We start from the raw sequence: 14,121 nt of genomic DNA on the forward strand, positions 1-14,121 counted from the left end.
TCCCTTATTGTTCTTTTGAAGTTTCTTGGGCCACAAATTGACGCCCATATAATGTTAATACTGCATACATACCGATAAAAAATGGCAAATATTCTGCCATAACTCGCCATGCTACAGCAACAATACCAACAGTTCCATTAGGTACAAAGGTACTAAACAATACTACAAATAGTCCTTCTGCAATCCCTGTTCCCCCTGGTGTTGGTGCGAAATATAAAATTAAATTTAATAGAATCATTCGATCTAATATATCAATGATAGGAATATCTGGTGTGAAAGCATACATCAATGCAGGTGCAATACAGTATAAGCATAATAAACTCAATCCAGACTCAATAAATACAATAAAGGATTGAATCGGTTGTTTATATAGTAATCCTAAACCTTGATTCAAGGTTTCTAATTTAGAGAGCCAATCTCTTGTTTTATGTGCTTTAAAACGTTGCGCTAAATTATATACAAATTGACGCATATATTTAGTCTGCAAGATATATGTACCTAAAAACGTGGCAATAACAGCTAATACAGCGAAAATTAACAGCATATCTCGTGAGATATAAGGGATTTCAATGGCATCACGTAAAAATACTAAAGGTAACATGATGACCAAGAACATAATAGAAAATACGGTGCGTATTAATACGATTGGCGTGCCTTTAGATATGGGTACACCATAACTTTTTAATACTAGAACTTGCGCTACAGCACCTCCACTGGCACCTGGTGTCAACATGGCCATAAAATAATTACTAAAAATTACGCGAAGTACCGCCTTTATGGATAGCTTGTACCCACCGATTTTTACAAGTCTTTGTAACCGTAGGCCATCAAAATACATACCTGCTGCTAAAGCTATCAAAGCTAATAATAAAGAAATACTATTAAATGATGAAATTGTTTTTAATGCATCTAAATCAATAGTGTAGTAAATGATACCAATTGACACAGCCAATAGTAAGAGAAACATAAAAATGCCTCTCTTCATCATTTTACTCATATCAAGTCTCCATAATTAATTAGCTCAATATTATGTTGTCTAATATATAAACGCGTATGGTTAGAACAAACAGCTTGTAATTCATCCTCCCAATGATAGCCCCATTTATATTGATTTCCCAAAATCGTATTATTTAAACCTGGATGGATCATCAATTCATGAGTACCTGATTTTTTAGATACGGATTTTAATATACCCATTAACGTTTTCTGGTTAATGTGTCCCCCGTTTACCATACCCCAAAAATATTGTGTGGAATACATACCATTATCCCGCACTGTAGGCCTTGCCTTTGCCGCTACAGTAGATAAACCGACCTTGCCTAGTAATCGCACTGGCGAGTACATATAATTGACAAATAAAGAGGATTCATCTGGAATGCGTATTGCATTAATACCATAGTGTTTAGCTTGCTCAATAACGATTGGTAGTACCGTTGGTAATACATGCATATGTTGATGACCATCAATATGCGTTACGTGCAAACCGGACTCCATGATCCGTTCCATTTGAGCGTGAATTTCTTTGCGCAACTCACTATAGTTAATCTTTCCAGTATAAATTCGTTTCATAAAATCGATATATGTTTCTGGAAAGACGCCTTCGGATGTAAGCAGAGATGGTACTTCAGATGGATTACATACCGGTTTTAGCCCACCTACTAAGGCGATATGAACACCAATGCCCAACTTAGGGTTATTTTTTGCCATACTTACGGCTTCTGTAAAAGCTTCGCCTCCCGCTAATAGAGAGGTGCTCGTAATGATACCTGTACGGTGGCCATCAATGACTGCAGCATTAACTGCACTATGAAGACCAAAATCGTCGGCATTTACTATTAATTTGGACATAGTTTTCTTCCTTTTCATTAAAAAAGGGGAGAACTTTGTTCTCCCACAAAGGATATATGTTATTGTACCAAATACAGAACTATAAAATCAATACAAAAGCCCCCTACTTGTATACTAGTAGAGGACTTTCGATATACTTATAAATTTTTATCATAAATACTTGATCTGATTCTCAAGTATTTTAATTATGACATCAATTGCTCTTGAGCTTTATACATACATAGAGCTGCTGCTACACTCACATTTAACGATTCAATGTCACCATACATGGGGATCATGATTCGGTGCTTACATAGATTCATAACCTCAGGTGTTACCCCATTCCCTTCATTGCCTAAAATCAACATACATCGTTTATCGTATGTAACCATGTTATAAGGTTTTGATTCCTCTAAAGCAGTTACATAGGTAGACATATTGGATTCTGCAATCAGATCATTAAGCATAGATAATGTCACGTCTTCATAGACAGGTATTTTATGTAACGCACTCATTGTGCTACGTACCGTCTTATCATTAAAAGGATCTACTGTACCTTTCATCAAGAATATGCCCTTCACACCTGCTGCTACAGCAGTACGTATAATCGTACCTAAATTACCGGGATCTTGGACACCATCTAGTGTAATATAAACACCATCTTCAATAGAGATAGATTCAATACTATGATTGGGTTTCGCTACTATGGCAATAATACCTTGTCCATTTACGGTATTATCGATTTTATCAAATATTGGATCTTGCGCAATATAAGTAGGAATTGATTGCATAGAATCTAAAGCTAATAACGCTTCGATATTATTATCTTTAAATTTAGACTCTCGTATAACAATTGTTTTTATTACACCATTAGATGAAATATCACGGATAGAACGGATACCTTCAACAATATACTCACCATGTTTATTACGATTTTTACGTTGTCCTAGAGAAACTATACGTTTAATAGTCTTATTATCTTTAGATTGGATAAATTCCATGCTAACTCCCGCTTTTTTGACGAATCCATAGATTATAAAAAGCCCTTTTTAACTCAATTAATTCTTTGAAAGAACCTTTTTCTATTATTTTACCATATTCAATATAAACAATTTCATTTGCTTCTTGTACTGTGGATAATCGATGAGCAATGCTTACGATTGTTTTACTACCACGAATATTTTCAATACTCGCTTGTATTTGTTTTTCCGTATGACTATCTACGTTAGCCGTTGCTTCATCTAATAATAGAATAGGCGTATTTCTTATGAGCGTACGTCCGAATGCTAGTAGTTGCTTTTGACCGTCTGATAATAGTGAACCTAAGTACCCTACAGGTGTATTATAGCCTTCTGGTAATTGTTCAATCATAGTATCTAAATTAACTTGTTTCGCTGCTTTTACCATTTCATCATGACTGATAGAAGTATCAAACAGCGTAAGATTATCTTTAATAGATCCTTTAAACAAATACGCTTGTTGGAATACATACCCCATTAAGTGACGGAGTACAGAGCTATCGTATTTAGCAATATCAATACCATTTATATAGATGGCACCCTTTGTAGGTTTATAAATACCCATTAATAAGGATAACAATGTGGATTTACCACTACCAGAGGGACCAACAATGCCTGTAAAATCACCAGACTTAATATGTAAGGTGAAATCTTGTAATGCATAGGTATCATTATTTTCATAAGAGAACCAAACATGATCAAATTCAATTGATTCAACAGGAATCAGTTCTTTCGGAACTTCATCGACCATATTCCGCTCTTTCTCTTCTAATAATGGTACTAATCGTTCAGCACCAGCTAATGAACTTTGCAATGAATTATATTTGTCCGCAATTTCCTTTAATGGCTGAAAGAATCGATCCATATATTGAATGAAAGCAAATACTGTACCTGCATCGGCTACAGAATCTATTAAATTTGTAGTAGTAAATATGACAATTAAAGCTACGAAAAACAAGCCATCAACGAGAGGTCTGAAAATAGAAAATGTTGTTACTTCAAATAGACCAGCTTCCAAAAAACCTTTGTTAACAGTTTCATATCTACCTTCTATGGCTTTTTCTCCACCGTAGGATTTAACTATAACAATATAGTTCAGCAATTCCTTAATGCTCGAATTGGAGGCTGCTACAGACCGTCTTACTTGACGAAAAGCCTTTCTGGAAAACTTTTGATATACCCAAATAATCCCGCCCATAATAGGTACTAAAATTGTCATAATAATAGCTAACGGTACATTAATGGCATACATGAAGGCTAATATACCAATAATCATTAATCCGCTACTAGCTAAGTTTAACAATACATCGGTATATAAGGTACGCAATGATTCCACATCATTAGTAATACGAGTTACCCAATTACCAATAGGCAATTTATAAAATTCATCATGTGGTTTATGTAGAATTTTTTGGAACACAATATGGCGAATATTATAGATAATTTTTTGACCAAAGCTTTTTAAAAAGTAATTTTCTACGAAAATAAAACATACACTACCAATGATTGTTAAGCCATATAAGACAGCATAATATTCAATGACATGAATATCATTAGTGGCAAATCCTAGATCAATTACTTGTTTTGTAAGATACGGTCTAAATAACAATAATATAAGATTTCCAGCGAGTGCAATCGTTGCTATTAATAAGATGCCTAAATAGGGTTTAATATATGCAGTTATATAGGAGAATAGAGCCCAATCATTTCTAACGTTATGCTTATTCATTATGACTCTCTCCTTTCTGCGCTTCATAGAGGGTTTTATATAATCCATTTCTAGTTAACAATTCTTCATGTGTACCCTCTTCAACTATATGCCCTTCATCAAAGACAATAATTTTATCTGCTTTTTCAATAACCTCTAATCGTTGCGAAATACATAATATTGTTTGATCATTTACCGTATGCAATGTGTCTAAAATGGTGTTAACGGTTACTGCATCTAACGCAGAGAAACAATCGTCTAATAATAAATATGGTGCATTCTTGTAAAAGCCTCGAGCCATATTAATGCGTTGTTTTTGGCCACCCGATAAGTCATGACCTTCCTCCGCAAGATTATGTAAATCATTATGTAAAAAATCTCCTAAATCTCTATATAAGTCTGCTTTTTTTGCGGCTACCTCAACCGATTCATGCATAGGTAAGTCTTTACCAAATTTAATATTATCTTCGATGGTAGTGCTCAATAAATAAGATTGAGTTGGCACATAAGCAATTGAGTTTCTAAGCTTAGATAATGGTATATCTGATATATCTTGATTTCCAAAATATATAGACTTAGGCGGACACTCTTGTAGACCAATAAGTAGTTTAAAGAGTGTGCTTTTACCAGAACCAGGTTTACCTACTATACCAATAAAAGAGCCTTTACGAATAGTTGTAGATACTTGAGATAACACATGCCCTTTAGAGTTTTCATAGTTAAAATCTAAATAACGTATATTGATATCTTCAAGTGGTAATACCTCCGTAGTGTCATCAATTGACTCGATTGGTAGACGTAAGAAGTCCGTAATACGATCTAAGGAGGCCAAACCTTTTTGGACAATAGAAATGAGCCCACCAAACCCAATTAAAGGTCCTACTATTAACATAATAAATGAATTTATGGTTACAAATTCACCTATAGTCATATTGCCTTCGACAGCTAGATGTCCACATATGAAAATACTAATACTAATACAAATAAAGGGTGCAATTCTTGTTAAAGGGGTTAGTACAGAATCTAATAATGCAACATCCATATTTTTCTTATAGTTCAATTTATTTATTTTTTCAAAAGAATTAGAAATAATACGTTCCCTATTAAAAGCTCTAATTACATCTATACCTTGAAATAATTCTTGGCCAAATTCTGTCATGTCACTATACGTTGCCTGCGCACTACGCTGTTTAGCACGTAATTTCCGACCTAACACAAAGATAGCTACAATGATGAAAAATACAGGTGTCATAATTTTGAAAGCTAATAGACCATCTATCTTTTGTATGAGAATAATTGATCCTACAATGGAATAAAATATGATATCCACCACAATCATTACACCTAAACCTAACGCTACACGAAGAGATGTAACATCATTCGTCATTAACGCCATTACTTTACCAGGTCCATTTGCCTCATAATATGTTGTTTTTATTTGTAATGCTTTTCTACACAAAATTTCACGAAAAAGGTACTCCATACGACGGATGGAACCAAGTAAGGTACGTCGTGAAATAACTTTTAGAATCGTTATGATAATAAATAATAGAATAAAGTAAATAATATAATTGACTAAGCCTTCTTTATTGTGACTTAGTGTATCGATGGCATTACCAATGAATTGTGGCACAAATAAAAATGCTATATCAATAGCAATTAGCATAGTTAAGCCGATGGCATAAACCCAGCCTTCTCGGCGGAAAAACTGCATAAATAGCTCTATAGGTTTCATAGGACCTCTCAGTTAAATTTCTATAATACAGGATTATCATTATTTAAATATACTCCTTATAGTATACACATTTTTTTCATATATCTTAATACACCTATACGTATATAATGTAGTTTATTACAATATTCTCTCATTAGTAGTTACCAATAATATAATTTTTATAATCTATAATAACACTATATCGAATTTTTTAGTTTACTTATAGTAATGTAAGTGTTATACTATGCATAGATACAAAACGTATCCTTATAAACATTAGAATTAAAACTCTTAGGAGGAATACAACATGGAAAAACGTACTGGCGTAGTAACATTTGCAGGTGGCCCTATCACATTGGTTGGTCCAGAAGTTAAAGTAGGTCAACAAGCTCCTGACTTCACAGTTTTAAGCAACGACTTACAACCTAAAACATTAAAAGATTTCGAAGGTAAAGTAAAAGTTATCTCCGTTGTTCCTTCCCTTGATACAGGCGTTTGTGACGCTCAAACTCGTTGGTTCAACCAAGATGCTACTGCACTTTCTGATGATGTTGTAGTATTGACAATTTCTATGGACTTGCCTTTCGCTCAAAAACGTTGGTGTGGTGCTGCTGGCGTTGATAAAGTTATTACTCTATCCGACCACAAAGATGCTTCCTTCGGTGAAAACTATGGTTTCTTGATCGAAGAACTTCGTCTTTTGACTCGTGGCGTAGTAGTAATCAACAAAGAAGACAAAGTTACTTATGTTGAATATGTACCTGAAGTAACTCAAGCAGTTAACTTCGATGCTGCATTAGAAGCAATTAAAGCTGATATCTAATTCTTAGATATGCTGTTGATTATACTGTGGTGTAATCGAAAAAAGACCGTACGGTGTACGGTCTTTTTTATGTGGTATAGTATTTAAAGTTTTATTGTAGGTGAATTATAATGTGGATTCGTATTTCTAAACTATTATTAACGATAAAAAATATAGCCCTTATAGGCGTTGGTATTTCACTTTGTATTGCCCTTATCAATACATTAATAAGTCTCGGCTATGTTACGTGGGCAAATATTCAAGGATATAGCACATACTCCTTATTAATTGAAGAATTAATTACCTTCTTCCTATACTTTGAGTTTATTGCACTCATCGTAAAATACTTTAAAAATAACTTCCACTTCCCTCTTGATTTCTTTTTGTATATTGGGATTACAGCAATTGTAAGACTTCTAATTATTGACCATGAATCTGCATTTGATAATTTAATTTGGTCCGTTGCGATTCTTGTACTCGTATGTAGTTTAGTATTAGTAGAAAAATTTATTGGACATAATGAGTAATAGCCTTAAGAACTAAATTATAAAAAGTTAATATGAATAAAAGGGCTCCTACAAATGTAGGAGCCCTTTTTGAGCAATTAAATCAATCGATATTAGAAGATATTTTTTGCATAGTTAGCATATTTAGCTTCTAATTCTTCCATTTTATCGTTCATTTCAATTTGTAATTGAGATGCTAAGTCATATTCACCGTCATTAAGTGCATCGATTAAACGAGTGAATAAAGATTTGCGATCATCGCTATCTTTAGCAAGATAGAAACGTAAATCGTTAACTTCTGCAAAACGTTTATCATCTACACTATTACGGCTATCAGTATGAATAGCTACCATTTTACGAACAGTATCAAGATTACTAGGGATTAAACGATGTGCTAATACAAGTTTCCAACGTTTCAAAATAGATGCAATGAAGGAATCCATCAAGTCCTTAGCAAACGCATTACCTTGAGCCAATGTTTCAACTAATTCAGGATTGTTTTGGTAACCTTTAATATTTTCCCATACAGTAGCTGGTGCAATACCAAACATTTGATTACGTTCTTCTTGAGTGAAATCATCGAATACGTCTTTTTCTGTACGGTATGCACGGTTTGTAGCAAGGTATTCAGCTGGTTCACCAACTTCTTTAGAAAGTTCTGCTTCCAATTGAGCTTGTGTTTTACCAGATGTAATAGCATATTTCATACCATCAAATGCAGAGATGAAAATCAATGCCAATGCAGTGTATGTATTTGTATAAGGGTTTGGAGAACGCAATTCATAACGTGTTGCCATAGGATTATCGATATCGCGAATCAAACCACAAAGGATTGTACGGTTACGGCTAGGTTCAGAAGGATCAGTACCTAAGGATGTAACGATACATACTGGAGCTTCGAAACCAGGTTTCAAACGATTTAAGGAATCTGTAGTAGAGCTGATGAATGGATTGATGGCTTCATAGTGTTTCAATAGACCCATGATTGCACCAATACCTAAGGAGCTAGCAGATTCTTTACGCATATCTTCTGGGCTGAACAAGTTAAGAAGTTTACCAGATTTCAATTTAGCCATAACACCAAAGTGTGTATGTTCGCCAGAACCAGCTACACCAATAATAGGTTTAGCATTGAATGTTACATCAAGACCATTTTCACGGAATACTTCACGAACGATAATACGAGCTTGTAATTCATTATCTGCTGTTTGTAATGGGTTACCAGAGAATTTCCAGTCGATTTCCAATTGTTCTAATACAACTGCTTCATGACCATCTTCATCAAGTTTAGCTTTAACGCCACCTACTTCTTTATGACCCATTTCTGCTTCCATACCATATTGATCAAGACGTTCTACGGCTTGTTCTAATGCAGTACGAACTGTACCATGAGTACGTTGCCAGTATTGTTCTTGTAATTTTTGGGATACGGATAATTCTTTTTTAGTAACTGTTCTAGATGGAGTTTTTACCCAGAATTCCAACTCAGTAGCAGATGTAAAGATAATATCTACAACATCATCAGCTTTCACATGAGGCATACCAGGAAGACCATGTTCTTTAATCAAAGATAATAATTCTGCACGAACATAGTCACAGCTATTTTTTAAGATAGAACGAGAATCAACATAACGGTAGTTATGCATCAAGAATGCAGGAATACGAAGTGTACCAGTTGGTAAACCTGTTGCTTCATCGATATTTTCATAGTTATAATCAACGAACCAGTTTACACTTGGGTCGCCCCACATATCAACACGCGCATTATTCAATGTTGCAATATTTGTAAGTACTACAGAAGAACCATCTGTTTGAACAGCACGACCTTCGAAGAATGCTTCATAATCATCAAAGAATGCTGCCATAGGGATTTTTTCATCTGTATCATTACCAGCCAAATCAATACCTACAAGAGATACGAATTTAATTTCTGGATGTTGTTCTAATAGCGCAAGAACACCTTCCTTACCATATTGACCAGCTGGAATATAATACAATAAATCTTTAGTATTTGTCATAATGGTTCCTCCTAAAAATAAAAAGACTCCAACAAATAGATATATATTTCATATATCTACAGTGGAGTCTTCGTTGACCAATTATTTTGTTGAACCCATAATATCATATAGTGAAAATACATGTCAATAACTTTCTATAGAATTTCATAATTCTCTTATCTATAAGTTTAAGGATTCTATTTTTATAAATTCAATATACTAACTATATAATACATTTACTTGTCTATTTAACAATATATTAACCAAGTAACTCTTTAACGATATTATTAACTATCTTGCCATCCGCACGGCCTTTAGTTTTAGGCATTACATGTTTCATAACATTACCCATATTTACAGCATCGCCACAGGCAGTAATAGCTTCTTTAACAACTGTACGAATTTCATCTTCACTCATTTGAGCTGGTAAATATTTTTGTAGTACAGCCATTTCTTCTTTTACATGAGCGATTAAATCTTCACGGCCCGCCTTTTCAAATTCAGTTAAGGAGTCTTGACGAGTTTTCATTTCTTTTGCCAAAATACCAAGAATACCATTATCATCAAGCTCAACTTTATCATTGATTTCAGTATTTTTAATAGCACTGTTAACCATTCGAATTACAGAAAGCGCAGTTTTGCCTTCTTCGCGTGCTTTCATAGCGGCTTTCATATCTTCTTTTAATTGATCTTTTAAGCTCATTGTATCCTCCTGATCTATTTTAATTAGTAATAATCTACATCATACTATTATAAAGGTTAATCTTTACAGCATGCAAAGATATAACACATTTAATCATACTACATTATTATATTATAGATAAAATAATATAAAGAAACCCTAATCCTGGATTTCATGAAGCCATGAAAAGGCAGAATTAGGGTAATCATCTTATGCTCTGAATTTGCGTTTTCTTGCTGCTTCAGATTTTTTCTTTCTTTTTACGCTTGGTTTTTCGTAGTGTTCGCGTTTTCTTACTTCAGACAAAACACCCGCTTTTTGGCAGGAGCGTTTGAATCGACGAAGAGCACTTTCAAGCGTTTCGTTTTTACCGACTTTGATTTCAGACATCTATATCCCTCCCTCCAAAAATAATCTCGGGAAGTGCTGATAATTTACATACGCACATATAATATTATATGTATAGGTATAGATGTTGTCAATATTTTCCGGTATATTTTATAGGAATTTTAATAAGTATTATAAAAAGAATACATTATACCTAATATTAAGCTTCTGGCCAGCCCATTTCTTCGCCACCTAAAAGGTGAGCATGCATATGGAAAACAGTTTGACCTGCTTTTTTACCAGTATTGAAGATCAAACGATAACCATCTTTAGAAATACCAAGTTCTTTAGCTACATCACGAACGAATGGCAATAAACCTTCTACATAGTCTTCATTATTTTCGTTAAGATGAGCAATATTGGAAACATGGTTTTTAGGTACAATTAAAACATGTACTTTTTTCACTGGTTCAATATCATGAAATGCATAGAATTTATCGTTTTCTAACACTTTTTTAGATGGAATTTCGCCATTGATAATTTTACAGAAAATGCAGTCACTCATACTATAACTCCTTATTCAATAATCAAATAATTATCTTCTAAACCTACAACAGTACCTCCGATGAGATCACCAATTTTATGTGTCCCATCAGATTTAACTTTACCATTTACATACTCATTTGTTAAGCCCATGTAGTATCCATTCTCTTCCTTTTCGATGAGAATCTCACCAGGCTTACCAATACGAGATTTTGCGTATGCTTCATAGCCAGATTGGCTAAGCCCATTCAAAAGTGCTACACGGGTTTTCTTTACAGCTTCTGGTACTTGATCTGGCATAGTAGCTGCAGGTGTGCCTTCACGAATAGAGTATGGGAAGGCATGAATATGGGTAAATCCAATTTCACGAACTGTATTTAAGGTTTCTTCAAAGTCTTCATCTGTTTCTTGCGGGAAACCTGCAATAATATCTGTCGTAATTGATAAATCCTTAATACGAGAACGTAAACTTGCAATCAAGTCTTTATATTCTTGCAATGTATAATGGCGTTTCATCAACTTTAATACATGATCAGAACCGGCTTGTAGCGGTAAATGCAAATGTGGACAAACACGTTTATTAGTAGCCATTAATTCTACTAACTCATCAGAAACTTCTACTGATTCAATGGACCCGAAACGAATGCGGTATAAATCAGGAATCTCTAATAAAGCTTTGACTACATCGGCTAATGTAGGGCGACCTGGCAATTCAACACCGTAATTCCCCAAATGAATACCCGTTAATACGATTTCATGGAATCCATGTTCTACTAATCGTTTTGCTTCTTGTACAATATCATCAACTTTACGAGATTTTAATTTTCCTCGAGTATAAGGAATGATACAAAATGCACAGTAGTTATTACAACCTTCTTGAATTTTCATGAAAGCACGAGCTTTATCAGATTCATTACCATATAATGGCATTTCTTCAAAGTTGGATTCGTTCATGATATCCCGTACAGCATTGATTTGACGCTCTGTAGATTCCAATTGTTCTACGAGCTCAACGATTTTTGACCGGTTATTGGTACCGATAACGAGATTAACACCATCGATAGCAGCAATTGCATCTGGATCAAGCTGAGCATAACAACCAGTTACAATCACATAGGCATCTTCATTTTGACGCTTCGCTTTGCGAATCAATTGACGGGATTTCTTTTCCCCCATATTCGTTACAGAACATGTATTAATTACATAGATATCTGCTTTTTCATCGAAGTCTACAGCTTCGTAGTTATTTTGTAAAAATAAACCTTTCATAGCATCTGTATCATATTGATTGACACGACACCCTAAGGTTGTAAACGCAACGGTTTTCATTGCACCTCTCTATTCTTGTTTAATTTATAGTTCTAATTCATATCGAATCATCGCTAATGATCCAATAGCAGCCGTTTCAGCTCGCAAAATAGTATTACCAAGGGAAACTGATTTTCCACCACTCTCTATAATAGCATTGATTTCGTTCTCTTGATAGCCCCCTTCTGGACCAATACAAATTAGTATGTCTGTAATTGACTCATCAGAGTTGACCTGTGAAAGAACATCTTTAATAGTATGTCCATCTTCATTTTCATAGGCTACCAATTTTAATGCATCAGATTCTATTTCTAATACTTGTGAAAGTTTTTCCCCCACTACAAGTGTTGGCAGTTGATTTCGACCACATTGTTGAGCTGCTTCTAGCATTATTTTCTCCCAACGAGTAGCCTTTGTTTGTAATTTCTTGTCATCATATTTAGCAACAGAATTAGCGGTAGATACAAGATAGACTGTATCAATATTTAACTCTGTCGCCTTTTGTAGAACCCATTCCAGCTTTTCACCTTTTAATAAAGATTGAACAAGGATAGTACGATAAGAAGATACATTTGACTCTACGTATTCAATAAGTTTTGCTTGAGCTTTGCCATCTATTTCTTCTGTAATTTGATATGTACCACACCGATTGTCGCTGCCGGTTACAGTTATGGGCTTCTCCATATTATGACGAAATACATGTAACACATGATGTGTCACATCTGTCGGTAATTCTATGGTTTCATCTAATGGTGTATGAATAAAAATCTTTTTCATCGCTTTTCTAGCGCAAATGTATGCCAAGGCCCTGCAATGCGCTCCTCAATAATATGCCAATTAGCCTCAATATATGGCATGATTTCATCATAACGATTATCTATAATACCACTAATGATTAAAATGCCTTGATCATCCAGTTTCTTACCAATTTGAGGTAATAATATTTTGAGTGGATCTACGGTTAGATTCGCTAAAATTATTTGAGCAGTACCATTGAAATCACTATCCAAATTACCACAAATTATTTCAGCTGATACATGATTATTCTCACAGTTAATACGCGCTTGATTTGCAGCATACTCTTCAATATCAATACCAACTAAATGTTTGATGCCTAACTGAGCTGCTACCAATAAAAGGATACCAGTGCCAGTACCAATATCTAAACAAGTAACAGTGTCAAGATCCATAGATTCACTATAAGATTTCAATAACTCTGCACAAGTCCGTGTAGTCTCATGGGATCCAGTACCAAAAGAAATATCTGAATCGATTTCAATAATAGTTTTATGATCCACATTATCGTATTCCTGCCAAGCTGGTTTAATAATCAAATTTGGTAGGATTTCTGTGGGTTCAATATATTGTTGCCAAGAATTAAGCCATGTAGATTCATCTAATATATTAGCATTAATTGATGTAACACTAATATTTGCCTCTGTAAGACGATTTTCTATATCTGACTTAATTGTATCTACATCCAAAGATGGATCCGCATACATTGTTAATTTAATTAAATTGGGCTGATTTTCTACATCTTCTTCTATAATTCCATTGTCTGCATAATCGTCAAAAAGAGTAGTCACCTCATCGGTGGCTACTCTTTCACAGACAATGGATACTTCTATCCATTGCATATATGCTCCTTTATAGGGAATGTGATGGAACAAACCATTCCTTCACATGAG

14 protein-coding genes are annotated in these 14,121 nt (G+C 34.3%); 2 read left to right on the top strand and 12 right to left on the bottom strand.

Translation table 11 applies throughout. The features are described from left to right. Positions 1-4: 4 nt before the first annotated feature. From EL171_RS05110 to EL171_RS05130, 5 genes are all read right to left on the bottom strand, one after another. Positions 5-997: a lysylphosphatidylglycerol synthase transmembrane domain-containing protein gene (locus EL171_RS05110; protein WP_005386673.1), complete on the bottom strand. Its 993-nt coding sequence runs from the start codon at positions 995-997 to the stop codon at positions 5-7. After that, entirely contained in the window at positions 994-1,848 is an 855-nt protein-coding gene (locus tag EL171_RS05115) for a ChbG/HpnK family deacetylase (protein ID WP_039969208.1), read from the bottom strand. Before EL171_RS05115 ends, EL171_RS05110 begins: the two co-directional genes overlap by 4 nt. Before the next feature lie 185 nt (positions 1,849-2,033). Next, complete coding sequence (locus EL171_RS05120; protein WP_005386675.1) at positions 2,034-2,828, bottom strand: TrmH family RNA methyltransferase; 795 nt, start codon at positions 2,826-2,828, stop codon at positions 2,034-2,036. A gap of 1 nt (position 2,829) precedes the next feature. Continuing rightward, the gene (locus tag EL171_RS05125) at positions 2,830-4,575 is read right to left on the bottom strand and encodes an ABC transporter ATP-binding protein (protein ID WP_005386676.1); all 1,746 of its coding nucleotides are present in this window, start codon (positions 4,573-4,575) and stop codon (positions 2,830-2,832) included. Then, positions 4,568-6,289: an ABC transporter ATP-binding protein gene (locus EL171_RS05130; RefSeq protein WP_005386677.1), complete on the bottom strand. Its 1,722-nt coding sequence runs from the start codon at positions 6,287-6,289 to the stop codon at positions 4,568-4,570. The genes EL171_RS05125 and EL171_RS05130 overlap by 8 nt, the downstream gene beginning before the upstream one ends. Positions 6,290-6,575: 286 nt before the next feature. On the opposite strand from EL171_RS05130, the gene tpx reads away from it, so the two are divergent. Beyond that, entirely contained in the window at positions 6,576-7,091 is a 516-nt protein-coding gene (gene tpx, locus EL171_RS05135; RefSeq protein ID WP_005386678.1) for a thiol peroxidase, read from the top strand. Positions 7,092-7,201: 110 nt separating this feature from the next. Then, positions 7,202-7,597 (top strand): phosphate-starvation-inducible protein PsiE, encoded by a 396-nt coding sequence (locus EL171_RS05140; RefSeq protein WP_005386679.1) that lies wholly within the window; start codon positions 7,202-7,204, stop codon positions 7,595-7,597. Between the two features lie 92 nt (positions 7,598-7,689). Here EL171_RS05140 and EL171_RS05145 read toward each other — a convergent pair whose 3' ends face one another. The 7 genes from EL171_RS05145 to EL171_RS05175 form a co-directional block, all read right to left on the bottom strand. Next, complete coding sequence (locus EL171_RS05145) at positions 7,690-9,594, bottom strand: type I glutamate--ammonia ligase (RefSeq protein WP_005386680.1); 1,905 nt, start codon at positions 9,592-9,594, stop codon at positions 7,690-7,692. 238 nt (positions 9,595-9,832) lie between these two features. Beyond that, positions 9,833-10,276, bottom strand: a complete 444-nt coding sequence (locus EL171_RS05150; protein ID WP_005386681.1) for a GatB/YqeY domain-containing protein — start codon at positions 10,274-10,276, stop codon at positions 9,833-9,835. A gap of 189 nt (positions 10,277-10,465) precedes the next feature. Continuing rightward, entirely contained in the window at positions 10,466-10,645 is a 180-nt protein-coding gene (gene rpsU, locus EL171_RS05155; RefSeq protein WP_004695751.1) for a 30S ribosomal protein S21, read from the bottom strand. A gap of 157 nt (positions 10,646-10,802) precedes the next feature. Beyond that, on the bottom strand, positions 10,803-11,147 hold the full coding sequence (locus EL171_RS05160) for a histidine triad nucleotide-binding protein (protein ID WP_005386682.1): 345 nt from the start codon (positions 11,145-11,147) through the stop codon (positions 10,803-10,805). Positions 11,148-11,158: 11 nt separating this feature from the next. Then, a complete protein-coding gene (gene mtaB / locus EL171_RS05165) occupies positions 11,159-12,454 on the bottom strand; it encodes a tRNA (N(6)-L-threonylcarbamoyladenosine(37)-C(2))-methylthiotransferase MtaB (protein WP_005386683.1) in 1,296 nt (431 codons plus the stop codon). Positions 12,455-12,478: 24 nt separating this feature from the next. Then, positions 12,479-13,210: an RsmE family RNA methyltransferase gene (locus EL171_RS05170; RefSeq protein WP_005386685.1), complete on the bottom strand. Its 732-nt coding sequence runs from the start codon at positions 13,208-13,210 to the stop codon at positions 12,479-12,481. Next, positions 13,207-14,070 carry a 50S ribosomal protein L11 methyltransferase gene (locus EL171_RS05175; RefSeq protein ID WP_005386691.1) on the bottom strand — a complete coding sequence of 288 codons (864 nt, stop codon included), beginning with the start codon at positions 14,068-14,070 and terminating at the stop codon, positions 13,207-13,209. The genes EL171_RS05170 and EL171_RS05175 overlap by 4 nt, the downstream gene beginning before the upstream one ends. Between the last annotated feature and the right edge of the window lie 51 nt (positions 14,071-14,121).

The sequence above is a fragment of the Veillonella dispar genome, assembly GCF_900637515.1.
Taxonomy (GTDB): Bacteria; Bacillota; Negativicutes; order Veillonellales; family Veillonellaceae; genus Veillonella; species Veillonella dispar.